Origin of the sequence: Paenibacillus pinistramenti (assembly GCF_005869875.1) — a bacterium.
Lineage (GTDB): Bacteria > Bacillota > Bacilli > Paenibacillales > Paenibacillaceae > Fontibacillus > Fontibacillus pinistramenti.
The window spans coordinates 524,128-548,009 of sequence record NZ_VAWG01000001.1; the positions used below are offsets into that span (position 1 = coordinate 524,128).

At 53.7% G+C, this 23,882-nt stretch carries 16 protein-coding genes; 5 read left to right on the top strand and 11 right to left on the bottom strand.

Translation table 11 applies throughout. From position 1 onward, the window contains the following. Positions 1 to 115 precede the first annotated feature (115 nt). Both FCN15_RS02395 and FCN15_RS02400 read left to right on the top strand, forming a co-directional pair. Complete coding sequence (locus tag FCN15_RS02395; RefSeq protein ID WP_138493322.1) at positions 116 to 1,012, top strand: AraC family transcriptional regulator; 897 nt, start codon at positions 116 to 118, stop codon at positions 1,010 to 1,012. Positions 1,013 to 1,126: 114 nt separating this feature from the next. Beyond that, positions 1,127 to 2,089: an S-layer homology domain-containing protein gene (locus tag FCN15_RS02400; protein WP_138493323.1), complete on the top strand. Its 963-nt coding sequence runs from the start codon at positions 1,127 to 1,129 to the stop codon at positions 2,087 to 2,089. Positions 2,090 to 2,231: 142 nt separating this feature from the next. Here FCN15_RS02400 and FCN15_RS02405 read toward each other — a convergent pair whose 3' ends face one another. After that, positions 2,232 to 3,812, bottom strand: a complete 1,581-nt coding sequence (locus FCN15_RS02405) for a response regulator transcription factor (RefSeq protein WP_138493324.1) — start codon at positions 3,810 to 3,812, stop codon at positions 2,232 to 2,234. Between the two features lie 799 nt (positions 3,813 to 4,611). On the opposite strand from FCN15_RS02405, the gene FCN15_RS02410 reads away from it, so the two are divergent. Further along, positions 4,612 to 5,913, top strand: coding sequence for an NCS2 family permease (locus tag FCN15_RS02410; RefSeq protein WP_138493325.1), 1,302 nt, complete (start codon positions 4,612 to 4,614; stop codon positions 5,911 to 5,913). A 67-nt stretch (positions 5,914 to 5,980) separates the two neighbouring features. On the opposite strand, the gene wsfD is transcribed toward FCN15_RS02410, so the two are convergent. From wsfD to FCN15_RS02425, 3 genes are read right to left on the bottom strand one after another with little or no spacing between them, the layout of a single operon-like run. Continuing rightward, complete coding sequence (gene wsfD, locus FCN15_RS02415; RefSeq protein WP_138493326.1) at positions 5,981 to 7,405, bottom strand: glycan biosynthesis hexose transferase WsfD; 1,425 nt, start codon at positions 7,403 to 7,405, stop codon at positions 5,981 to 5,983. Further along, positions 7,402 to 7,890: a GtrA family protein gene (locus FCN15_RS02420; RefSeq protein WP_138493327.1), complete on the bottom strand. Its 489-nt coding sequence runs from the start codon at positions 7,888 to 7,890 to the stop codon at positions 7,402 to 7,404. Before FCN15_RS02420 ends, wsfD begins: the two co-directional genes overlap by 4 nt. After that, a complete protein-coding gene (locus FCN15_RS02425) occupies positions 7,880 to 8,902 on the bottom strand; it encodes a glycosyltransferase family 2 protein (RefSeq protein WP_138493328.1) in 1,023 nt (340 codons plus the stop codon). The genes FCN15_RS02420 and FCN15_RS02425 overlap by 11 nt, the downstream gene beginning before the upstream one ends. A 119-nt stretch (positions 8,903 to 9,021) precedes the next feature. On the opposite strand from FCN15_RS02425, the gene FCN15_RS19100 reads away from it, so the two are divergent. After that, on the top strand, positions 9,022 to 9,165 hold the full coding sequence (locus FCN15_RS19100; protein ID WP_162515268.1) for a hypothetical protein: 144 nt from the start codon (positions 9,022 to 9,024) through the stop codon (positions 9,163 to 9,165). 139 nt (positions 9,166 to 9,304) lie between these two features. Here the strand turns inward: FCN15_RS19100 and hutP are convergent, their stop codons facing one another. The 3 genes from hutP to FCN15_RS02440 form a co-directional block, all read right to left on the bottom strand. Then, positions 9,305 to 9,763: a hut operon transcriptional regulator HutP gene (gene hutP, locus FCN15_RS02430; RefSeq protein WP_138493329.1), complete on the bottom strand. Its 459-nt coding sequence runs from the start codon at positions 9,761 to 9,763 to the stop codon at positions 9,305 to 9,307. A 154-nt stretch (positions 9,764 to 9,917) separates the two neighbouring features. Continuing rightward, complete coding sequence (locus FCN15_RS02435; protein WP_138493330.1) at positions 9,918 to 10,736, bottom strand: SPL family radical SAM protein; 819 nt, start codon at positions 10,734 to 10,736, stop codon at positions 9,918 to 9,920. Positions 10,737 to 11,000: 264 nt separating this feature from the next. After that, entirely contained in the window at positions 11,001 to 12,809 is a 1,809-nt protein-coding gene (locus FCN15_RS02440) for a sensor histidine kinase (RefSeq protein WP_162515269.1), read from the bottom strand. Positions 12,810 to 13,109: 300 nt separating this feature from the next. Between FCN15_RS02440 and FCN15_RS02445 the strand changes: the two genes are divergently transcribed. Then, on the top strand, positions 13,110 to 14,030 hold the full coding sequence (locus tag FCN15_RS02445; protein WP_138493332.1) for an aldo/keto reductase: 921 nt from the start codon (positions 13,110 to 13,112) through the stop codon (positions 14,028 to 14,030). 152 nt (positions 14,031 to 14,182) lie between these two features. Here the strand turns inward: FCN15_RS02445 and FCN15_RS02450 are convergent, their stop codons facing one another. From FCN15_RS02450 to FCN15_RS02465, 4 genes are all read right to left on the bottom strand, one after another. Further along, on the bottom strand, positions 14,183 to 19,807 hold the full coding sequence (locus FCN15_RS02450; RefSeq protein WP_162515270.1) for a hemoblobin-interacting domain-containing protein: 5,625 nt from the start codon (positions 19,805 to 19,807) through the stop codon (positions 14,183 to 14,185). Between the two features lie 177 nt (positions 19,808 to 19,984). After that, on the bottom strand, positions 19,985 to 21,781 hold the full coding sequence (locus tag FCN15_RS02455) for an extracellular solute-binding protein (RefSeq protein WP_138493334.1): 1,797 nt from the start codon (positions 21,779 to 21,781) through the stop codon (positions 19,985 to 19,987). Positions 21,782 to 21,925: 144 nt separating this feature from the next. Continuing rightward, a complete protein-coding gene (locus FCN15_RS02460) occupies positions 21,926 to 22,804 on the bottom strand; it encodes a carbohydrate ABC transporter permease (RefSeq protein WP_138493335.1) in 879 nt (292 codons plus the stop codon). Positions 22,805 to 22,816: 12 nt separating this feature from the next. Next, complete coding sequence (locus FCN15_RS02465) at positions 22,817 to 23,674, bottom strand: ABC transporter permease (protein ID WP_238996483.1); 858 nt, start codon at positions 23,672 to 23,674, stop codon at positions 22,817 to 22,819. Positions 23,675 to 23,882: the final 208 nt, after the last annotated feature.

A 23,882-nucleotide genomic window follows, 5' to 3' on the forward strand; every position in this document is an offset into this window, starting at 1 on the left:
CTTTGGCTTTTACAATTATTATTGTAAGCGTTATACTTGCATTATACTGATAAGGAACCTTTTAAACTAACATAATCAAACGGATTTATAACACGATTTTGACGAGGTGAAGGAAATGGATCAGGCTTTGAAGCAGATGCTTAAGGAAAGCCGCGTTCATGGCGGGCATTTGCAGCCGTTCGGCGCTTATTTGATGGAATATGGACCGGGCGAACACGTGGTAGATTGTCATTGGCATAATGAAGCCGAATTCTTTTACGTCCTGAAGGGCAGTGTTATGTTTCAGGTGGATGAGGAGCTGTTTCCCGTCCGTGCCGGTGAAGCCGTCTTTATCGACGGAGGCGACATTCACGCCGGTCATGCTTTCGGAACCGAAGGATGCCGGTTCTTTGCGCTCGTCTTCGGCACCCCGCTGCTCAGCAGCGCCAATTATGATGCGATTCAGCAGGCAACCGTTCTCCCGTTCCAGGAACGAAAGGCTTCTTTCCCGCGCCAGCTCAGTCCGAGAAATGACGCAGAGGCACGGCTGCTGAACCATCTGGATACCATTCTGGAGCTCTGCCAGCAGCAGACGCCCGGCTACGAAGCCGCTGTTAAAGGCCATCTGCTCCTGATGCTGCATGCAATCTCAGCTGAAGAAATCGCCTGTGACCGCAGCGTGAGCAATGCGGGAGCCTATACCCGGATGGAGCGCCTCAAGAAGGTGCTGCTCTACATCCAGCAGGAATACGACAAGCCGATCAGGCTCAAGGACCTTGCAGAGCTGATTCCGATGAGCGAAGGCCAATTCTGCCGGTTCTTCAAATCGATGACTGGACAGACGCCTGTCGATTATATCAACAGCTACAGGATCCGGCAGGCTGCCGGGATGCTGACCCAGACGGAGCGGAAAATTTCCGACATCGCCCTCGAGGTAGGCTTTGACAATATCAGCTATTTCATCCGTGTGTTCCGTAAAATGATGAAATGCTCTCCTTCGGCTTTCCGCCGCGGAGAGGCAGGCAGCTTCTAGAGGGGCACGCACGGGGGTCACTCCGTTAGGAAAGAATCTGCTGCGCTGCAACATTTTCCAGCCTTTCGCCGTCCAGAAGGATAATTAAACTCAAATAAGAGGTGACCCCAATCTATGAAAAAGTCTGTCAGAACGCTGCTGACCGCCCTTCTTCTCAGCACAGCCGCCCTTCCTGCCTGGGCCTTCTCCGATACAGCGACGGACATTAACGCCGCCAAGATCGAAGCGCTCGAAAGCGCCCATATTCTGAACGGCCAGCCGGACGGCAAGTTCAATCCCCAAGGCTCCATGACCTATGCCGCCGGCGTCTCCGCCATTGTGTCCGGCTTTGATTTGAAGCTGCCCGCCGAGAAGAGCACGGCTGCGGATTCCGCCGGCCAAACGAACAGCGGCGCCTGGTATTCGAAAGCTTTCGCTGTTGCAGCAGCCAACGGCCTGACGCTTCCAAGCGGCATAAGCCCGAACTCGGCGATGACAAGAGAAGCCTTTGTCAACCTGCTCTCTGAAGCGATTAACAGCACAGGAAATTATCCGACGATCCTGCTGTATACGGACATTAAAGATTCAGAGGAGCTCACTCCGGCTTACGCAAACAGCGTTCAGCATCTGCTCAATATCGGCATTAAGCTGCTGGACGAGAAAGGAAGCTTTCTGCCCCAGCAGACGGTCACCCGCAGCACCGCAGCAGGCTGGCTGTACGACGGCATTCAATATGTGAAGCTCATGAAGGGGCAGGAGAGCAGCGGTGCTGCTCCGGGGGCTCAGCCGCCGATCCTCTCAGTCCCGGCAAATGATCCATTATCCGGATATGCCCTTACCGTAAGCAAAGTCAGCGATAAAGTGAATGAGGTGACCATATCCGCCCAAGCCCCAACACCGGGTTACTCATTAACAATCACTTCCATCGTGTTCAAAGGCAGCCAGGCGCTGATCTATACACAGTCCGAGCGGCCTGATTCAGGTTCAATCGTCCCTCAGGTCATTACCGAAATTCAAACCAGCACCTACATTTCCTCCGAATATGAGCCCGTACTGGCTAACGGCGGCAGTGAATCGGCAGGCAGCTTGGCCAAATAAAAAAATCCCCATATGAAATTGCCGCAATATCGCATTCCCGCGCAAAAAAGGCGCCCCGAACCAGTATTCGGGGCGCCTTTCGTTATTTCGTTATTTCGTTATTTCGTTATTTCGTTATTTCGTTATTTCGTTATTTCATTATTTAATCATCCGCTTGCTCGGCACCTTCACATGCCTGATCGCCATGCTTCCGGTAGGAGGAAGGCGAAGTGCCGACATATTTGCGGAATTTGCTGTGGAAATAATCTACGTTCGTATAGCCGACTTTCTCGGCGACCTGGTATACCTTCATTCCCTGCTGCAGGTATTGTTTGGCGTGTTCAATCCGGACTTTGTCAAGATAGGTGTTGAAGTATTCGCCGGTTGCATTCTTGAACACTTTGCCAAGGTAAGCGGTGTTGTAATTAAATACGCCTGCAAGCGTCTCAAGCTTCAGGTTCTGGCCGAAATTCCGGTGAATGAAATCCAGCAGCGCTTTGATATCCTGGCCCTGTGACCGGGCAGACAGCGGTTCAGCAACCTGTGCCAGCAGCAAATGGACATGTTTATATAATGCCTGAAGATTTCTCTGCTGATAAACAAGTGCAATTCTGTCCGTATATTCCTTGAGGGAGCTGCTCAGCACCTCGTAGTTGATCGACAGGCGGGTCAGCAGGCTGCTCAGCAGCTCCGCATAATACCGCTTGATGTCCGCTTCCGAGGCGCCGGAAGACGTAAGCCATTCCCCGGCGGAACGAATTAAAGGGTCAAAGGCTTCTTTATTGCCGATGTCTACCGCATAGTACAGCTTGTCCTCCAGATGATCGGGCTGGGCCGCCTCTCCGGCCGGATGGGGCATCCATCCGCTTTCCGCGCTCAAAATCCCGCCTTCTGCTGCAAAAAAGGCATGCTTGAGCAGATCCCGCGCCGATTCAAACGACAGATGAACCTCTTCTAAAGACCTTACAAGCGGGCCAAGCGCCGCCGCAGCCTCTACCCGGCTTCCCTCAAGCGCTGAGGCAATTTCGTCCGAAAGCTGTCTGCGCATCTGCTCCCCGATTACAGCAGTTTTAAGGAGAATCCCGGACTGAAAATGAATGGAGAAGCTGACTCCCCGCCCGGCTTGTTCAAAATAGTCGCCGAGCTTCTTCTCCGCTTCCTCAAGCATTCCCATATCGCTCACTTTTCCCGCCTGAGTGCGGTAATCAATCAGCATGACCTGATATTCTCTCCATTTCAAGCCAAGACTCTCCGCCTTCGCCTCAAGCCCGCGCTGCTCTTCTTCCCCCGGCTGTGTAAGTAGCGACTGAATGAAGATGTCCCTGCTCCATTTCACGGATACATGGTCCCACTGTTCTTTCTCATGCTCCTGCTGATAATCGTTCCGGATCTTCTCCAGATAAGCAACCATTTCCTCTTCATCTACAGGCTTGAGCAAATATCCGTCCGCTCTATGCGCAATTGCTTTCTTGGCATAATCAAAGTCCGCGTACCCGCTGAGGATGAGAATGTGCAGCTTCTCGTCCCGTTCCCGCAGTGTCTGAATCAGCTGCAGTCCGTCCATTCCCGGCATCCGGATATCCGCAACCACCAGCTCTGGTTTGAGTTCTTCATATTTATCAATCGCTTCAAGCCCGTTAGAAGCGCTCCCAGCCACGGTAAATCCGCAGGATTCCCATGGAATAATCGCTTTCAATCCTTCACGGACTTTCGGTTCGTCATCCACAATTAATACCTTAATCAAAACCGGATCCCCCTAGCGGTTTCATTTTCGGCAAAAACCAATGATACCGAAATCACATTATACGGAATTTTAGCATAAAAGCATGTAAAACCGCATGTGCAGATAGTCCAATTTTAACATTAAACATTAAGATTACAAAAAGAGATTACAAAAAAAATCGCCGGATCAGCTCCTGTACGCGTATGCTCCTGGGCACTTGCGTCAGCTTCCAATCCGGCACTAAAGGGTTGTATGGGAGGAAATGTTCAGCGGAGGCCCCAGCCTTGCTGCCTCCGGAACAGTTCTAACAAGATGATGGTCCTGCCGCCGGAGGAAAGAGGGTAGTTCGCAGCCGGCGGCACGGGGACCTTACTCTGCTGTTCTCTTGTTCGATGAAGACAAGCGATTCTGCAGCGTCCCAACTTCCTCATTCCCCGGACAGAGAACGAGAGAAGGTCCTGCTTGGGCCGCTGCCCGCCTGAACATTCCGATTCACCGTATTAAATCTATTGTGTCAGCATTTCTGACTTAATAATGAATTAAACGCTGAATCAAACTGCAAAAACTGCTTCGTATGAGTTTTATTATAGGCATCAAGAGTGCTAAGTCAATAGTTTTCAGGCAAAAAGTAAGTTTTTATTCAAGATTGTGTAATGTATTCTAACACATATGTTTAGGAATACTCTTTTTCCAAAACGCACTCCTTTTCAAAAACATGGGCATAATGAAGAAGAATTCCTTGTGCTGGCAGAAACACAATTGTATGCTTACATATGCTGTTATTTTTTTCAGCTAGAATGAATGGGGGTTTAGGTAAGACATGAAACAACATTGGCTGTCTGGAAGTCTGGGATTTAACCCCGGGCAGCACAGCGTCAGGAAGGAAATCTTCGCGGGGCTGATTTCTTACTTCTCGGTTGTGTATATCGTTATGGTTAACGCCACGATTCTGAACGATGCGGGGATGCCGCTTCAGGCCGCAATGGTGGGCACCATCCTTACTTCCATGGCAGGCTGCCTGCTCATGGCTTTCTGGGGGAAGTCGCCGATTATTGTTGTGCCCGGTATGGGTATCAACGCCTTCTTCACTTATACACTTGTGCATTCCATGAAACTAAGCTGGCAGGAAGCACTTGCCGTGACAACGACCGCCGGCATCTTGTTTGCGGTGCTGGCTTTCTCTTCCCTTTACAAAAAAATCAGTGAAGCCATCCCGCACAACCTGCAGCATGGCATCACGGTCGGCATCGGCCTGTTTCTGACCTTTATCGGCCTGCAGAAAAGCGGGATCGTCATTGCGCACCAGACCACCTTCGTCACCATCGGGCATTTCAGCGACCCGAACGTCATCACGGCCTGCATTACGCTGCTGCTTGCGCTGGTTCTGTTTGTCCGCAAGGTGAAAGGGGATCTCCTGATCAGTATTCTGGTCGGCACTGTTCTCGCTTATGTGCTGGGAGCCTCCCGCCCCTCCTCCGCCAAAATGGAAGGCCAGCCGCTGCAGCAGTACGGCGAATTGTTCGCTCACCTGTCCTATGGCTCCATTGCATCGCTGGCGTTCTGGATTGCCGTGTTCCTGCTGCTGCTCATTATCGTCTTTGAAAATATCGGCCTTATCGTAGCGCAGACGCGGATGATTGACCGTCCCGAGAATTTTACCGGCGCCCTGCGCGCCCTGTCGATTTCGAACATTCTCGCCGGCATCTTTGGCAGCAGCCCGACCGTTGCCGCAGCGGAAAGCTCCGCCGGCATTGCCGCCGGCGGACGGACAGGCCTGTCGCCGTTTGTCACGGCCCTCCTGTTCGGGGCCACCTTCTTCTTCATCCCGCTGCTGACCTACATTCCGGACAGTGCGATCGCGCCGGTGCTGATCCTGATCGGCAGCCTGATGGTGCAGAATATCCAGCAGATGGATTTCCGCGATTTTACGGAAGCTTTCCCTGCTTTCCTGGTGATGGTGATGATCCCGTTCACCTACAGCATTATCGACGGCATGGCATTCGGATTCATCGCTTATCCCGTTGCCAAGCTTGCAGCCCGCAGGGGCCGGGAGGTCAAAACCGTCATGTATGTCATCACCGTCCTGTTTACAGCCAACTTTGTGCTGCATGCCTTGATGTAAATCACGCACCAAAAAGCCGCCTTCTATACCGGAGCGTAATGCCCGGAAGAAGACGGCTTTTTCCATCTTAGCGTCTGCGCCAAACCGGCAGGTTCACCACCTGATAAACGATCCAGGCAAGCCCGGTCACGAGCATCATATCAAAGCAGACGTTAAACATAAACTGATGCTTGCCCATGTCCGCCTGGCCGTCTCCGAGAATCGGCACCAGAAAGCTGAACAGTCCGACCAGGCCGATCAGCATCAGCAGTTCGCCCCGGATTCGGCTGGCCGTCCCGGAATGGCGGAAATATTCAAGCAGCGCAATCCCGTAGTAGAGCACATAGATCAGAACGATAAACCACAGCGTATGCGGTACATGCTTGTTCTTAAACTCGCTCCAGGTACTGTAAGTGTAGTCCAAGGCTCTTGGCGGCTTGTTCTCGCTCTTCAGATAAGTACCCAAATAATACGGGCGGATGCTCATCCCGTTGGAAGCGGCGTACTCCATTTTGCTGATAAATCTGGACGGGTGTTTGATATAGAACATCAAGACATCCATATGGGAGACCCGGCTGTAGAAATCCCCGCTCAGCGACGGATCATCCTGCTTGATCGCCGTTCCGGACTGAAAATAATTCGTTCCGGCCAGCACCTCCAGCCGCTCCGGCAGCCCCAGCTCCTTCAAATCGCCCTTGACGTCCGGAGAATCGTTAAGAACGCCGTAGAATACCGTCTGGTACAGGTTAATATGCTTCAATTCCTTCGGCGCTGCCACGTAGAGCACAACGGAAATGACGCACAGCGAAGCGGAGAGCCAGATCGTCAGCCGCCGCCAGCTGAAGTCACCGCGCAGCCTCATAAACCGCAGCCCGATCAGCGCATAAGCGATGCCAATCGGCGCATTTTGCAGCTTGGAGGTGGTCAGGACAAAGGCCGCGATAAAGAACAGCCAGAGCACCTTCTTGGAAGGCTGCTTCTGCTGCGTCAGCCAAAGCCCGATTCCAATTGAAAGCAGCATCGAAACAAGCGATACCGGCTCGCCGAATAACGAGTTGAAATAGGCGAGATATCCGATGTCATAGAAGACAAACAGCATGCTGAGCGCCAGGATAACAGCCACAACCCGGGAGCCGGATTTGCCGCTGCGGACAATGATCCAGGTGGCTGCCAGCAGCAGCAGGCCGTACAGCATGCCAAGAATGCGGATGTCGAAGGCGTCCGGATGAACCAGACCGCCGATCAGCCGCGCAGCCGCCACGATAATCAGCTGGGAGGACGGGTAGAAGCCCCGGAAGAAAGTATCGTAAGCGAAGTACTGGTGCGCATAGCCGAAGAACCGGTCGTCATAGCTCTCGCTGCCATCATAGTAATTGAGCCCGATTGAGCTCATAATCCGCAGGAAATCTCCATTGTCGGCAACGCCCACAAAGGGCTTGCCGATCAGTATGTACAATAACACGCAAAAGCCCGCCAAAACCGCGAAGGTTTCGGCGGTAAGCCATTTTCTCATAATATGCCGGATTCCTCTCTTTCCGGAGCTAGAGCCTCCGGTTCGCCGGATGCAGTGCTCTTGTCCGTAAAAGTTATTTTCTTCTGGCCAAAATAATTAAGAATGGTGTACAAGCCGCTGCCGATCAGCGCAGCCGCGTTATCTTTCAAACGGCCGCTTGCACCGGGCAGAACCCAATCCAGTCCAATGTCTGCCGCCTTACCGGCGATCCAGTATGCCGCAAAATAGCAGACTGCCGTAATCAGCATAAACTTCCAGGCTGTTGAGCCGATGCTTGCTTTGGATTTAAAGGTAAAGCTCTTGTTCATAAAATAGCTGTTGACGGCTCCCACCGCGTTGCCGATCAGCGTCGACGCCCAGTAGTTGAGGCCAAGCGCATTCAGGCAGATGAACGTAACGGTGAGGCCGATTACCGTATTTACAACACCAACGATAATAAAACGAATCAGTCCATGTTGAAACAGCTGCCTGAAGTTAGCGGCCATATCCGTTCACCTGCTCTGCCCCCAGCCCTTTGGAAGCGGCCGCGCCAGAAGTATTCTGCGCCGGCAGATCACGTTCAATGAGGTAGAGCGGGCGGCTCTTCACCTCTTTGTAGATTTTTCCGACATATTCCCCAATCAAGCCAAGGGAAATCAGCACCATGCCGCCGATAAACCAGACGGACAGCATGAGGGAAGTCCAGCCGGACACCGTGTTGCCCATCAGCTTGGAGATCAGCGAATAGATTCCTACGATCAGGCTGATGCCAAAGCACAGAAAGCCGGAGCCTGTTACAAACCGGATCGGCTCGACGCTGAGCGAGGTGATGCCCTCCAGCGCGAAGTTGATCATTTTCTTAAGCGGATATTTCGATTCTCCCGCAAACCGTTCGAGCCGGTCATAGTACACCTCTGTCGATTTCAAGCCGATCAGCGGCACCAGACCCCTGAGGAACAGATTGACCTCCCGGAATTTGGAGAGATGCTCCAGCGCCGCCCGGCTCATCAGCCGGTAATCGGCATGATTGTGAACCACCTTCAGCCCCATGCTCTTCATCAGTCTGTAGAAGCCCAGCGCCGAATTCCGTTTGAACCAGGTATCCGTGTCTCTCTTTCTGCGGACGCCGTACACGATTTCATAGCCTTCCCGGTATTTCAGCACAAAATCGCGGATAACCCTCACGTCGTCCTGCAGATCCGCATCAATGGAAATCGTACAGTCGCAGCGGTCCTTCGCTTGCATCAGTCCTGCCAGCAGCGCGTTCTGATGCCCCACATTGGCCGCCAGCTTTAATCCGGATACCCACGGATACCGGTCGTGGAGCTGCTCGATCAGTTCCCAGGTCCGGTCGGCGCTCCCGTCGTTCACAAACAGCAGGAAGCTGTCCTGGGTAATCAGCTCTTCCCGCATCAGCGAGGTGAGCACTTCGCTCAGCTGCCGCACCGTTTCCTCAATCACTGGCTCTTCATTATAACAAGGCACTACAATGCCAAGCTTTGGTCTTTGCCGATTCATCTGCTAACCACCTTATTTCCTCTCCCGTATGATCTCATGCTGGCCGAAAATCCTCCTGCGGACCCCTTTAGGTCCGGCAAATAATATTATTGTAACATTTTCACAGGGGACGATAAAGCTTGGCTTTGGGCATGAACCTCCGGGAGATGGCTGTTATCCTTATGCACGCCGTATTATACGCCGCGATGCTGAATACAGCCTTAAAAAGGCACGATTACACGGCCTATTTCAGCTCCGCCGTACCGGCCAGCGCTGCAGTCTGAAGATTATTCATGCCGGTTCCACCTGCAGCTTTAAATGATAATAAAAAAAGCCCATACCAAAATGGAATGGGTTCCGGCTAATGCTGTGCTGAATCTGCTAAAATATCCAAACAGGCTTGCTGGCAGGACCTGTTCAGCCTTAAATATGATTAAACCCAAAGCCGACGGCTTCGTGTTCAAATCCTTTTTTCGGCGCACCGATGGTGCCATAGACGCTGACCGCAATCCATTCGCCTTCGTGCTTGACCGAGCCCTCCAGCTTCCCGCGCACAATGGCAAAGGTCAAGCCGACCGTCCGCAGAATCTCTCCGAACTGGGTTACACCGCGACCCAAAGCCTGAATAGCTTCAATAATCGCGTGGTAGACCGCGTGTATCTCACGATAGGAACTGCTGTCAATAATGCCGTTGTTCTTCGCCGCCGTCTCCATGGCAGCCACAACCTTCGTAATATCCATCGCGCCAACCCGGCCGATCGTGTACCGGTAGCCCTGCTCGGTCAACTGCTTCTCCACTTCGCTGCGCCATTCATGTTCCTGCAGGATGGCAAGCAAAAGGGATAATTTACCGATTGGAAAAACGTCTGGTGAACCTGCCATTGTCCTCTCCCCTTGTCCTATAAAAAAGCTCCCCCAAATATAACGCGGCTTTCCGTTTGAAGTCAATCAAACGCGGCAGTGCGATAATATTCGAAAGCCAGGGCTTCCAGGCTCAAGGCTCAAAGCTCAAGGCTCCAAGCTCCAAGCTCCAAGCTCATGGCTCAAACCCTTCCTGGCTCACAAACACGTGTTCATCGCCAAACACTTCCTTCATCTGCTCATAAACGCGCAAATAGGCGGTAGGAGTAAACCATTCCTCCATGCCTAGCTGCCTGTACAGGGCGGAGAGCCCCATCCGGCCTGTCCGTTTCCCGCCGCTGCCGTCTCCCATAAAATAGTCATCCACGCAGACCCGGTTCGTCACCTTGGCCAGCTTGTACGCAAACTCAGGGCTGCCCGGCAGCACCGGGGCGATGGCAGCCTGGGTAGCAATGCCTGCCTCCTCTAAACGCTCGAGCGCTTTCAGCCGGGCTGCAATCGGCGGTGCATAAGGGGAAAAATGGCGCCGGATCTGATCCAGATCCGTCTCGACCGTCATGCTGACCCGGACGCGGTCTCCAAGCTGCTGCAGCAAATCCGTATCCCGGGTCACTAAAGGGCTCCGCGTCTGCACAAGCAGGAAATCAGGCGGCTCAGAGACCATGACCTCAAGCAGGCTCCTTGTAACCCGCTCTTTATATTCCACCGGCTGGTAAGGGTCAGTGCTGGACGACATAAAGATCGTCACTTTCCCTTTCTTCTTCGCCCGCTGAAGCTCTTTGGCGAGCAGTTCTGCCGCCCCGAGCTTTACATCCAGCCAGCTGCCCCATTCCTGACCGCGAAACAGCGAAACCGGCATCTGCCGGACATAGCAGTAGGAGCAGGCAAATGAGCAGCCCGTGTAAGGGTTTAGCGAATGCGTGTAACCGGCCAGGAACCCAGTCCCTTTATTCAGCAGGCTTTTCGGCTGTCTGTAATGAAGATCCGCCGCCATCCTGTTTATACGGCCTCATTAATGCTGCTGCGTCTGTCTTTCAAAAGGACATGATCGCTGTACAGCATCGAAACAAATTCAATTTTCATAATGAACCGCTCCTTATATGGGATTCATATACATTGTGTACAATTCAGTTTTATACCTCACTGTTCATGAAGTCAACTCAATTAAGGAAAATTCATTTGAATTCATCCGCACAAAAAAAACAGCTCTGCCCCGGATAACCGGACAAAGCTGTCATTTCGATTAATGTCATTTCAATTAATTGCCGACCGCAGACTGATCCTGCCTGGAGACAGGCGATTCCTGCTGAACCAGCTCTTTCGGACCTAACGGAATTTCAATCGTAAAGCAGGTCATCTCACTGCTGCTCTCCAGCAGCACTCGTCCGTTATAGTCCGATGTAATCTGCTGAACGATGGCAAGCCCCAGCCCGCTGTTGCTCTTCTTCGGCTTGGTGGAGAAGCCGTGTTCAAAAATTTTCTCCTGAATCTCTTCCGGAATCGGTTCACCGGTGTTAAGCACCTGCATGATCAGGGTCTTCTGCTCAATGTAGGACAAAATCGTTACCCGGCGTTTGTCTTCCTCCTCCTCCTGAACGGCATAGAAAGCATTATCAATCAGGTTGCCTGCAACCCGCACCAGATTGGTAATCTTCATGATGTCCAGATTCAGCGAATCAAACTGGGTGAACCGGTATTCGAACTGGATTTTTCGTTCCATAGCCTGGGCCATCTTCGCCTGAATCAGCCCGTTAAAAGCCGGAATCGGAATATCAATAATATCATTCAGGGACTTGTTGATGTGCGACAAGCTGTGCAGATACTGTTCCAGCTCGTCGTATTTCTTGATCTTGACGAGACCCGACATAGCGAAAATATGGTTCACAAAGTCGTGCCGGTACTCCTTCACGGTCTTGAACAAACTCTCGATATTCTGCAGGTACATATTCTGCACATCGTCCACAAGCTCGGTCTGTCTGCGGATATACCGCACAACGGCAACCAGCATCAGCGCTCCGATCAGCACAAACACCAAACCTACGATGGACATCCGGATTTCCTTGTGGACCAGATCAGAGGTCATCTTGTCCATATCCGAAGTGACGATGATCAGCATGCGGTCAAAGCCTTTGTTCACATTATCCTGCAGCGTGATCGGGGAATAGGTGCGAAGCACCATTCTCCCGTTAATCTCCATCACCTTATGAACCTTCTTCATCCCGTCAAAAGCCTCTTCCGCCAGCTTCTGATCGTCATCGGAAGTATATGTATATTCCCCGTACAGCACCATCCGCTCCGAATGCCAGACCGGGTTGTCCGGATTCGGGGCCTTCCAGTCCCCCTGCAGGATTTTATCGTTGAGGATGCCGACTTCCAGTACAAGCGGGTTGTTCTTCACCTGATCCGAAATATTAAATTCTACGCCTGCCTGCTCATGGAACCGGTTAATAATGTCTTCCGAAATATAGGGATCAATCAGATAATCCGTCGTGCCGTCGTTGTAGTATCCCCATTTGCTGATCCGGGTAGGATCTGCGGAAGACGTATCGTAGGGACCGGCCCAGAAGTGGGGCAGGTTCTCCCCGAAATTTTGAATAGGGGTGGCCTCATGCTTCTCCATCAGCTCCGCAAACACTTTGTTCCATTTGCCGCTGCCCCAGGTTTCCGTAGTCAGGCCGATCTCTTTAGGGTCTGTCGATTTTGCGCCGACAAAGTTATTTTGATCCTTCAAATATTTGAACAGGGTAAGCCCTTCAATGCCCAGTTTGTCCTTTACCTCTACAAGCTGCTCGTTCGTCACGTCTTCGAGTTTGTGGGGCAGCATGCTTTGGGCCGTTATGGCCGCAATCCGCAGCTTGTCCGCCAAGGCATCCTCAAAGAGCATTTCCCCTTTTTGTGTAATTTCCAAAGATGATTTAATATGGGAAGTCATAATCTCTATATTTTGCTTCTGTCCGTCAAGCAGCGTATTTCTCATGGTGTAATAGTAAATCGCATTCAGCAGAAGCAATAATGCAGCCGTGGCCAAAATATAGGTAATCATTAGCTTTCTAAATCTCAAATTCATTAACGGACTTCCCCTCTGACATTTCCCATTAAAAATGCTTTCACCTCCATCATACAAAATCTGCGGCATATTGACACGAAAATTTTACAAGATCAGCTGTTTTTTTCTTCGTTCTCAGCAAAAACAGAATAGCCCTTGAATCCGCCACCCGTGCGTGTCACAATAGACAAGGGTTAAGCGGTTTCAGTCCGGCAAAAGTGTTATCGCTTACATAGCAGACCGGTTTGCTTCTGCTTGTGCGGCGGCGCTGCAGGATGATGCGGCAGACCTCATTCAAACAATATGGAGGGTGAAATCATCATGAAAAAGATCAAGCTCGGAACCAGTTCACTTGAAGTTCCTGTTGTAGCCGTTGGCTGCATGCGTATAAATTCATTGGATAAAAACGAAGCCGAACGTTTCGTCCAGTCCTCGCTGGAGCTCGGCGCCAACTTCTTCGATCATGCGGATATTTACGGCGGCGGAACGTGTGAGGAGATTTTTGCTGAAGCTGTACATATGAGCCCTTCGGTCCGCGAGAATCTCATTCTGCAGTCCAAATGCGGCATCCGCCCGGGAATTGCGTTTGATTTCTCCAAAGAGCATATCTTAAATTCAGTGGACGGCATTTTGAAAAGATTAAATACCGAATACCTTGACGTGCTTCTTCTGCACCGTCCGGATGCGCTGGTTGAGCCCGAAGAAGTGGCGGAAGCGTTCGACCAGCTGGAAAGCTCCGGCAAAGTCCGTCATTTCGGCGTATCCAACCAGAAGCCGATGCAGATTGAGCTGCTTAAGAAATATGTGAAGCAGCCGCTTGTAGCGAACCAGCTGCAGCTGAGCATCACGAACGCCAACATGATCTCCAACGGGATCAACGTCAACATGGAGGTTCATTCCTCGATTGACCGCGACGGAAGTATCCTGGACTACTGCCGCCTGCACGATATCACGATTCAGCCTTGGTCTCCGTTCCAATACGGCTTCTTCGAAGGCGTATTCCTGGGCAATGAGAAGTTCCCTGAGCTGAACAAGAAGATCGATGAAATCGCTGCAAAATACAGCGTCAGCAATACAACCATCGCCATTGCGTGGCTGCTCCGCCACCCTGCGAAGATGCAGCCGGTTACCGGCACCATGAACACTGAGCGTCTGGCGGACTGCGTGAAAGCCGGCGAAGTTGTGCTGACCCGTGAAGAATGGTATGAAATTTACATGGCTGCAGGCAATATCCTGCCATAAGCAGTGCCGTTTAGCTGACGAAAAATAACCGGGCCGGGCCGGGCCGATGACCGGTCCGCGAACTGCCTGCCGGAATGGCCGATAATAGGCGGCCAAACAGACTGCAGCCCCAAGTCGCTTGCGACTCGGGGCTGCTCTCTTTTTTTGGACTACTAATTGCCGCTCGTAAGTTCGCCGGGGTTCGGATCAGCATTTGGATCAGCATTCAAGTCAGAGTCAGGGCCGGCGGAGTCTTCCGGCTGGTTCACATCCTGATTGGCAGCGCTGCCCTCCGGAGTGTCTTCCGGATTTCCTTCCGGATTTCCTTCCTGAGTGCCTTCTTGAGTGTTTTCTTGAGTGTTTTCTTGAGTGTTTTCCTGGATGACTTCCGAGCCTTCGGCGGCAGGATCAGGGAGGAGCGCATCCTGGGTGATGGAAGCCTGCTCATCCCCCGTGATTTTTCCATATACCTCCAGCTCCCACAGGGAATAGCCGTACTGCGTGCCTCTGGATGTCCCGTAGAACCGGACATGGCGCGCTTCAGCAGCCGCAGCGAAGATCAGATCGGCTCCGCCGTCGCCGGCATTTTCCGTATACCAGTCCGTCCAGTCATTCTCGCCCGGCTGTTCTGCCGTTGAAATCTGAATCTTATACGTTCGCCCGTAAGCGGCTTCCCAATTTAGCAGCACCGAGTCGATCAGGTAAAGCCCTCCCAAATCGACAGAGATCCACTGCGGGTCCTCTGAAGCCGATTCCCAGCGTGTGCCTTTATTGCCGTCTACCGCAAAAGAAGCTGACTGGACGGAGGTTGAAGCTGCTGCCTCTTTGCCCAGTGCTGCATTTGGCGAATCCGACAAAATCAGCTGCTCTGCCGTGCTGTCTGCGTAGCCATCAGCCTGAACGGAGACTGAATAGCTGCCCAAATCCGGGAACAGCGAAGGATCCAGCAGGATGCTCCCCGGCAGAACCGACACCAGATCCATTGGTGCCTCTGCTCCGTTGATGCTGACGCCGGTTATTGCCTTTCTCCAGCTCTCGTCATCCGGGAAAGTCAGCTCGATCCCGCTCCCCGCCTGATTATCCGCCGTATCCGCCGTCAGCTGCGGCGCTCCTTTAACCTCCAGCAGCCTGATGTCATCCAAGTGAAGCACCTGCTCCGTATCGGGCGTAGTTTCGCTGGCGGTAATGACGTTGCCGAGCAGATATTTCAGCGTAAAAACGGCGTCTGCGGAAGGCTTCAATACAGCCGTGTATACCTTATCTTCATCAGCCGTTATCGAGAAAGGCAGCTGCTGGTTGTTGTTATATCCCGTCAGTTCAATCAGAATCGGACGGTCCACGCTGGACCAGGCCCGGAAAGAAAGCACATACGTTTTACCTGCCTCCACCTTGACACCGGACTGCATCAGCTGGGTGTACCAGCTGAAAGGCACGCCCCACTGGGGATCCAGCCCGCCGTAATAATGAATAGTCAGCTCTGCGGCCCCGTCCTTCACCTCAAAGACCGAATCGCCCGGGTTCGCGGTCCACAGCTCCCAGCCGTCCTGCCCCTGATCAAAGCCGCCATTGGCCAGCAGATTTCCATTGCTTGCAATCAGCGCCTGCGTCACACTTGTATCGGCATAGCCGTCTGCTTTCACGGTAATTCTGTAAGAGCCGTCTGATGGGAATACCTCCGGCTCAAGAACAACCGCTCCCTCCGCTATGGTGTATTCACCGGCATCCAGCGCCGCGCCGTCAACCCATACACCGCTTACGGCTGTCCGCCAAGCTTCATTATCCTTGAAGACCAGTTCAATTTGCTGGCCGACCCGGTTATCCGCTGTATCTTCCGAAAGTGCAGGCGGCCGCTTCAATGGCGCATTCTGGACTTCAAGCACTATGCTGCGGAATGAGATGTCGTGGGAGCCGGCCGGTGCCTGCGGCGTTTTGCCCAGCAGGAATTTCAGGGCGACATTGTCATCAGCCGCTGCTTTCACCGTGTATTCGTAATGCTGCCAATCCGTATCCAGACTAATGAATCCGGAATCAAACCGGCGGTTGTAAGCCGCGTCTTCCAGCGTTACCTCCATGTCGCGGCGAACCGTAGATTTGGCGTCAAAGGCAAGCACATAAGTGAATCCCTTGGTCAGATTCAGGCCGGACTGGTTCAGCATGATGTTCCAGGCTTCCGTTCCAACGGAGCTTACGGACACCTGCGCGGTGCCATCCGCCGAACTGAAGCCGGCCGCCGCTCCCTGTGTAAACGGCTCCCAGCCGGTTAATCCTGCAGAGAAATCCCCGTTTACCAGCGGGTACAGGCTTACTTTGGAGTAGTCCACGTTGTTGTCAGTCGTGCGGACGAGCCGGATGTTATCCAGGGTTAGGGAAGCATGGCCTGCCGCTCCGCCGCCCAGATCAAAGATAAGCTGTCCTTCCGGATCACTGACCTGCACCGGCATAGTAAAAGTAACCTTCTGCCTGGCTGAAGCTGTGCCTAGCGCAATCCCTTCCTGCCCGGCATATACTGCGCTGCCGTCCTTGCTGACAAGCCTTACTCCTAGGCTGCGCGGGGAGCCGGCTTCCGCATCGAAGGTCAGCTCATACGTGTCGCTTTGCAGCAAATTAATGCCCTTCTGCACCAGCTGCACGGCTTGAGGACTGCTTCCTCCATTTTGGATGTCTACTTCCAGCTTCCGGGCATCTGCATCAACACTTGCCGCTGCCTCTGCCCCCTCAGTGATAAAATTCCAATATTCCATCCGGTCCATCGTGCCCAAATCAAAAGTGCCGTTGTAGACATGGTTGCCGTCATCCAGCGGCGTCTTGGCTCCATTCGGATCAACAGCCTGGTCCGTCTCCTCCAGCCGGACATTGCCGATCCAGACCGGGTTCGTGTTCAAGCCTGCATTGAATTCCAGCCGGGCCGTCAAATCGGTCTGGGCGCCCATTACAAACCGGTATTCGTAATGCTTCACGGAGGATTGCAGCTTGACGTCAAAGCTGTCTGAATAGGCGGCCCAGCCGTTATCGCCGTCGCCTGCCATTTTCACTGCAATGGAGCGCTCGGCTGTGGATTTGGCATCAAAGCTCAGCTTGTAGACATGACCTCTTACCAGCGGAGCATATTGAATGAGCTGCAGAGAATAATTCTGGCTGCCTGCGCTTACCGGAACGATCTTCGCATAGTTTCTTCCGTCCAGCTGCTCCACGGAAGCCGAGCCTGCTCCTCCGTAGTCCGGCGTATGCAGGAAGTTCCATTTGTCCGCTGACAGCGTCTGGCTGCTTGCCGCGATATCCGTCAATCCCTGCTCGAAATCCGGATCCGCTATATAGCTTCCGTCTACAGGCGTTCTGGCCTCTGCCGGAACCGGCTCTTTATTCAAAACGGGTTCAACCGGTGTTCTGTAAGGCTTCCCGGTCAGCTCATAAGCTCTTACATAATCTACTTCCATATCAGCAGGCAGCATGGAATCCGGCGGCAGCACATTACCGTCAAAATTACCGCCTACGGCCATATTCAGAATGATATAGAAGGGTTTATCAAACGGGGCAGGAAATGCGTATTTATCCGGCTGTCCCGCGCCCTGGCTGTTCCATTCATCTACCTTCTGGTAGAGGCTGCCGTCCACATACCAGCGGATTTCACCCGGCTCCCATTCCACAGCATAGGTGTGGAACCCGCTGCTGATCGACTGGCCGTCCGGGAACGTATAGTCCTTGCCGGTTGATTTATTGTTCGGCCATGGCTTGCCATAGTGAATGGTTCCGGATACAGCTTCCGGAAGGCGGCCCTTTGCTTCCATAATGTCCAGTTCGCCCGAGGATGCCCACACGCCGTATTCGCTGTCCTTCGGCATCATCCAGAACGCCGGCCACAGGCCGCTGCCTTCCGGCATTTTGATGCTTGCTTCAAACCTTCCGTACTGCTTGCTGAACGTCGGCGAAGTCCAAAGACGTCCCGAAGTATACGCCTTGCCGCCCATGGACTGCTTCTTGGCTGTAATAGTCAGCCTGCCGTCCTGGACCTTGATATTATCTTTGGTATAGTACTCCTGCTCGTTGTTGCCCCAGCCGTCAACCCCGTATTCGGCACCGGTTCCGTTCTGATAACCCCACTTGCTCAGGTCCACTCCGTTCGTGTCCAGCTCGGTGCCGGTTCCGTCAAACTCGTCATTCCAGACGAGCTCCCATTTGCCCATCGGCTGCGTGACGCTGGCATCTGCATATCCGGCTGCCTTGATTCTGACCGCCTGGTCTCCGGCTGCAGTGAACACGGAGGCTTTCAGCGCAAGAGTACCCGCACCTGTCTCATAGTCCGTACCGCTGGTCAGCCTGCGGCCGTTCACCGATACGCTTGTGATGGCGCGCCGCCAGGCGGAATTGTCCTCAAAAGTGAGGGTAAGATCCCTGCCGAGCACACTGTTGACCAAGTCCGGGCTCAGAACCGGTGCAGCCAGCGTTTGTCCTCCCGTACTGCCTCCATTGCTGCCGCCTCCGCCGCCCGAGCCTCCGCTGCCCGAGCCCCCGCTTCCTCCGCTACCGGAAGAAGATGCTCCAGAGCCTGCACTGCTGCCCGCCGGAGCAGGGCTCGAATCCGGCTGTGCGATTTGGGCAGCTGCTCCGCCTTGAATCTCAAAATCTATTCCCGGTTCAATCGAAACACCGTTCAGCGTTGTTTCTGAAGCGTGGGTTGTCAGCCGGCCTGCCGTGCCTTTCACGCTTAACCGGGTGCCGCCCGCCCCGGCTCCAACGTTCAAGCTGTCTATACTGGCCTGTTCGCCGGCTTCAAAGACCGACCCGGTCAAGATGCTCACTTCCCCAACAGTGGAGCTGCCTTCCAGAACGACACGGACCGGACCGCCAGCTTTGTTCACTATAATAGTTCCGATCTTGGAATTGTGAATATGAATGGATTGACTTCCGCCTCCATTAACATATAACGTTCCGGCTATTTGGAGGCCGTCAAGGGAAACTTCTTCTTCGCCTGCACCTGCCGTAATCAGCACATTGCCCTGAACCTCGCTGTTTGAGACAGCTGTGCCCCCGCTTGCGATCAGCAGCCCGCCGGCCGCATGTATTCCTTCATAAGCGCCGGAACTGGAGATGATTTCGCCGGCGAGCCGGTCCAGCAGCACGACCGCCTCCGCCCGGGAAAGCGGCTGCTGCGGCCGGATTGTCCCGTCCGCAAAGCCCTTGACCGCTCCTGCGGATACGAGGTCGGCCAGCGGCTGCACAGCGAAGCCGGCAATCGACTGGCGGTCTCTAAAACCGCCCAGCTCCTTCGCGGCATCCGCCTGCGGGAGCGGGAACAGGCCGGCGGCAATTTTAGCCGCCTCCTGCCGGGTAACAGCGGCCTCCGGCCTGAATTCCCCGCCCGGATAGCCGTTCATATACCCGGCCTGGCGGGCGGCCCTTACCTGCTCCGCATACCATTTGCCCGGCGGAACGTCGCGGAAGCTATCCGCTGATTGGGCGCTGAAGCCGAACAGCGCATTCACCAGCTTGGCGAACTCTGCCCGGCTGACCGTATCGCCTGGCCGGAAGGCTCCTCCGCTGCCGTCCACAAGTCCCAGCCCGGCCCATTTGCTGATGGCAGCGCCCGCCCAGCTTCCCTGAATATCAGGGAAAGGCAGTGCGGCCGGTTCATCCTGCTGTCCTGTCCCTCCGGCCGCTCCGGCTGAAGCCTCTGCTGCGGACGGCTCCGCAGGTGCCGCCCATCCCGCTGCCGGTATCTGGCCTGCCAGCAGGACAGCAGCAAATAACCCAGCGGCAAGCTGCCGCCGGAGGCGATTGATTTTTCCAGCTGATAACGTCATCCCTAATCGGTCCCCTTCCAGTTTCATATTCAGCTATTGATAGTGCTTCTTTCTTCTGGCTTCTGGCTTCTTGTTCTATAAAAAAGGAACGCATTCACCAAGGTGCTGCGTTCCTTCATTGTTAGCCCGATCTGGCTGGTCTGGCTGCTGTCCGCTCGCGGCTTGCTGCAAGAATGGCTACTTGTTGCTCGCGGATTGATACCACTCGTTCACTTCTTTGGTGATTTGATCGCCGCCGGATTTCTTCCAGCTCTCCACCATGCTGTCGAACTCGTCAATAGATGCCTGGCCGTAGATGATCTTCGAATAGGTTTGGTTGATCAGCTTGTTCAGCAGCTCATTTTTGGATTTCATCGTTTCGGTGAGGGGCCCCTGGAAGTAATTTTTCATCCGGATATCCTTCTGGTCCAGAACGATCTTCATCGCTTCGATATTCTCCGGCTTGCGGATCGCTGCCGTCTGGATCTCATAAGGCGTTTCAGGTTTCCCGCCGTTCGCAAGCTTAATCATCGTGTCCGCGTACAGGGAAGGAATCCGTGCCCCTTCAAATGTAAGCGAATAATAAATCGGTTCTACAAGATGGGTGCGGTCGGCGTAATCCGGGAACAGGTCCGGATATTTCTGCGGGTCCTTCGTAATCGTGCCGTCCGGCAGTTTCGCCCAATCGTAGCCTTCCGCAAATCCGTTCTCGAACTCGCTGCCTTTCGCCGGATTGGCCCAGTTGTCAAACAAGAAATTATAGTAGCGGAGCAGTGCTTCAGGGTGCTTCGCGTTCTTGTTGATCAGCATCCAGCCGTTAACGGAAGGGTTGCCGCTCTGCGCGCCGATCTTGCCGTCAGGGCCGGCAGGCAGCGGATAGCCTTTATATTTGGCGCCAGGCACATTGTTCAGCAGATCGCCGAACGGCCAGTCAGGCAGCCAGTTGCGGCCGACAATAGCGCCCGCCTGCCCCTTGGTGAACAGCTCGGAGGCCCCGGTTTCATCCTTCAGGCCGGAGTCTTTGGAAATGTAGCCCTTATCCATCCAGGTCTTCAGCGTCGCCAAGGCCTGTTTGGAGGCCGGATCAACAGAGCCGTAAGTCAGCGTGCCGTCCGATGCCAGGTTCCACTGGCCCGGAAGCGTGCCGTAATCGCCGAATACCCAGCTGATGTCGCTCATCCAGCCGAGGAATGTATTTTTAAAGCCGGTTGCAAGCCCGATGGTGTCTTTCTTGCCGTTGCCGTCCGGGTCCTGGTTCACAAAGGCGTCCATTATCTTCTCGAAATCGGCCAGAGTTGTTGGCGGCTGGAGGCCCAGTTTATCCATCCAGTCCTGACGCAGCCACAGCAGCATGTCATCGTTGTAGGCATAGTCGAGGATCGGCAGGGCCATCCGTTTGCCGTCGCGGGTAACGGCCAGCCAGGTGTCCGGGTTAAGGGCAACACCCTCTTTGTAGGTGTCGTTGGCGTATTTGTCAAAGAGCTCGCCCACGTCCATAAACTGGCCGGAGTCGATCAGCATGTTCACCGTTTCAATGTCCCCGCGGTAGGTGATGACATCCGGCATCTTCTCACCTGAGGAGAGCATCAGGCGCAGCTTCGTTTTGTAAGCGTCATTGGTATCAGTCACGACCCAATCGTATTTCACGTCAATGCCCAGATGCTCCTTCATGTAGCGCTGCAGCACGTTGTTCTCCATCGTTTCGCCTTTTTTGAAATAATAGTTCGTGCCCACACCCTTGACTGTTGTCAGCGTGATCGGCTCGGCATATTTGCTGCCGTCCCAGCCGGTTTCGTCCACATTGCCTGCAGCTGCATTTGAGCCGCCGTCGCCGCTGCTGCTGTTGCTGCCGCTGTCCGTGCTGGCACTTTCCACCGCTGCATTGCTGCTGCCGCCGTTTGAAGCTGAATTGCTCCCGCCGGAGCAGGCGGCCAAGCTGAACGACAGCAGTGCTGTCAGCGACAGGCCCAGCATTCTTTTCCAAGTGAATTGCATAAGTCCTTATCCCCCCAGAATTATAATTGAGAGCGCTTACCTGAATCTCCCTAGATCACTATAAATCGCCGCTTACCGCGGTTGAAATGCCCGAAATTTGATGCCGATGCTAATTTATTGACCTCTTTATTCCGCCCTGGTCCCTTATTCTTTCACCGCCCCCAGGACAATTCCCTTCACAAAATACTTCTGCAGATACGGATACACCACCAGCACCGGCAGAATGCCGATAAAGATCTGGGCGGCCTTGACCGTCCGCTGGGAAATATTTTTGAGCTCATTGACGTCCGGGTTGAGCTTGCTGAAATCCTGCTGTACGATGATGGTCTGCAGAAAGGTCGCCAGCGGATAATTCCGGTAATCATTGATGTACAGCAGCCCGTCAAACCAGGCATTCCAGTTCCCGACGATCGAGAACAGCGACATGGTAGCGACCGCAGGCATGGCAAGCGGCAGGTACACCCGGAACAGAATGGTAAAATGGCCTGCCCCGTCGATCAGCGCCGCCTCCTCCAGCTCTTTGGGCGTCGCCTTGAAGAAATTCATCAGCAGGATCATATTGAACACCTGAACCGCACCCGGCAGCACCAAAGCCCAGATCGTATCCATCAGATGCAGGTTCCGCACCACAATATAGCTCGGAATAATGCCGCCGCTGAACAGCATCGTGAACACGAAATACCAGGCGTAAGCATTGCGGCTCTTGAACGACGCCGAATCCTTGGATAGAACATAACCCGCAAGCGTAATGACGCTCATCGTAATGAACGTGCCCAGCGCCGTCCGCTCCAGAGCAATGAGGAAAGCCCGGATGAAATTCGGATTGTTCATCGTTTTGGTGTAGGATTCCAGATTAAAGCCCACCGGCCACAGCCCTACCAGATGGGAGTTGGCAGGCGCGCTGGCGCTGAAGCTGACCGCAAGGATATGAATGATCGGCAGAACGCACAGCAAACCGGCCAGGCTCAGCAGAAGATAGTTAAACACTGAAAAAATCCGGTAGCCCGTTGTTTTATGATACATGCTCCGCACTCCTTAAAAGATTTTGTAATCCGCCAGCTTGTAAGCAATCCGGTAGCCGATCACAATGAGCACAAAGCCGACAACCGATTTGAAGATGCCCACCGCCGTGCCAAAGCTGTATTGGCCGTTCAGGATTCCTGTCCGGTACACGAAGGTGTCGATGATATCGCCTTTGTCGTAGACAAGCGGGTTATACAGGTTAAAAATCTGGTCAAATCCCGCATTCAGAATGTTGCCGATCGCCAAAGTCGCAACCACGATGACAATGGGGGCCAGCGACGGGATAGTGACGTTCAGCGTCTGCTTCCACCGGCTTGCCCCGTCCACCTCGGCCGCTTCATACAGCGAAGGATTGACGCCTGCCAGTGCAGCCAGGTACACGATGGTGCCAAACCCGAACTGCTGCCAGACATCGCTGATGACCACCACCGCGCGGAACCAGCTGCCGTCGCCCAGGAACAGGATCGGCTGAAGGCCAAACCAGTTATGCAGCAGCGTATTGATGATTCCGTCGCTTGCCAGAATGTCGTTCAGAATGCCGCCGAGAAAGACCCAGGAGATGAAGTAAGGCAGATAGACTAGAGTCTGAACCGACCGTTTGAAGGCGCTCTTCCTCACCTCGTTCAGCAGCAGCGCAAACGCAAAGGGGACCACAATGTTAAAAATAATCTTCAGCCCGGCGATCAGCGCCGTGTTGATAATGACCTGCTTGCTGTCCGGATACTCGAACATATACCTGAAGTGCTCCAGGCCTGCCCAGGCCGACCCCCAGATTCCGTCGTACGGCTTATAGTCCTTGAATGCGATTACAAGACCGCCCAGCGGCAGGTAGCCAAAAATAAACTGCAGCAGCACGGCCGGCAGCAGCATAAGATGAAGCGGCCAGGTTCGCCTCAGGAACCCTTTCTTCCCGGTGTGCTGCCCGGCTGCAGCTCCTGATCCTGTCCCAGATCCTGCTCCGGCTCCCGCTCCCGCTCTTTCGGCTGTAATTGGTGTCTCCATGCCAAAAATCCTTTCTTGACCGTATTGATGCCGCAGGCTGTACGGCTGATTTTTGTGGATTGACATCGCCTGCGTC

Coding starts and splice junctions, on each gene's coding strand:
- FCN15_RS02435 (WP_138493330.1), bottom strand. CDS start 10,736: ATGGCGGCGGATCTTCATTACAGACAGCCGAAAAGCCTGCTGAATAAA.
- FCN15_RS02460 (WP_138493335.1), bottom strand. CDS start 22,804: ATGTATCATAAAACAACGGGCTACCGGATTTTTTCAGTGTTTAACTAT.
- FCN15_RS02440 (WP_162515269.1), bottom strand. CDS start 12,809: ATGAATTTGAGATTTAGAAAGCTAATGATTACCTATATTTTGGCCACG.
- FCN15_RS02450 (WP_162515270.1), bottom strand. CDS start 19,807: ATGACGTTATCAGCTGGAAAAATCAATCGCCTCCGGCGGCAGCTTGCC.
- FCN15_RS02445 (WP_138493332.1), top strand. CDS start 13,110: ATGAAAAAGATCAAGCTCGGAACCAGTTCACTTGAAGTTCCTGTTGTA.
- FCN15_RS02455 (WP_138493334.1), bottom strand. CDS start 21,781: ATGCAATTCACTTGGAAAAGAATGCTGGGCCTGTCGCTGACAGCACTG.
- hutP (WP_138493329.1), bottom strand. CDS start 9,763: ATGGCAGGTTCACCAGACGTTTTTCCAATCGGTAAATTATCCCTTTTG.
- FCN15_RS02400 (WP_138493323.1), top strand. CDS start 1,127: ATGAAAAAGTCTGTCAGAACGCTGCTGACCGCCCTTCTTCTCAGCACA.
- wsfD (WP_138493326.1), bottom strand. CDS start 7,405: ATGAGAAAATGGCTTACCGCCGAAACCTTCGCGGTTTTGGCGGGCTTT.
- FCN15_RS02425 (WP_138493328.1), bottom strand. CDS start 8,902: ATGAATCGGCAAAGACCAAAGCTTGGCATTGTAGTGCCTTGTTATAAT.
- FCN15_RS02395 (WP_138493322.1), top strand. CDS start 116: ATGGATCAGGCTTTGAAGCAGATGCTTAAGGAAAGCCGCGTTCATGGC.
- FCN15_RS02420 (WP_138493327.1), bottom strand. CDS start 7,890: ATGGCCGCTAACTTCAGGCAGCTGTTTCAACATGGACTGATTCGTTTT.
- FCN15_RS02410 (WP_138493325.1), top strand. CDS start 4,612: ATGAAACAACATTGGCTGTCTGGAAGTCTGGGATTTAACCCCGGGCAG.
- FCN15_RS02465 (WP_238996483.1), bottom strand. CDS start 23,674: ATGCTGCTGCCGGCCGTGCTGCTGCAGTTTATTTTTGGCTACCTGCCG.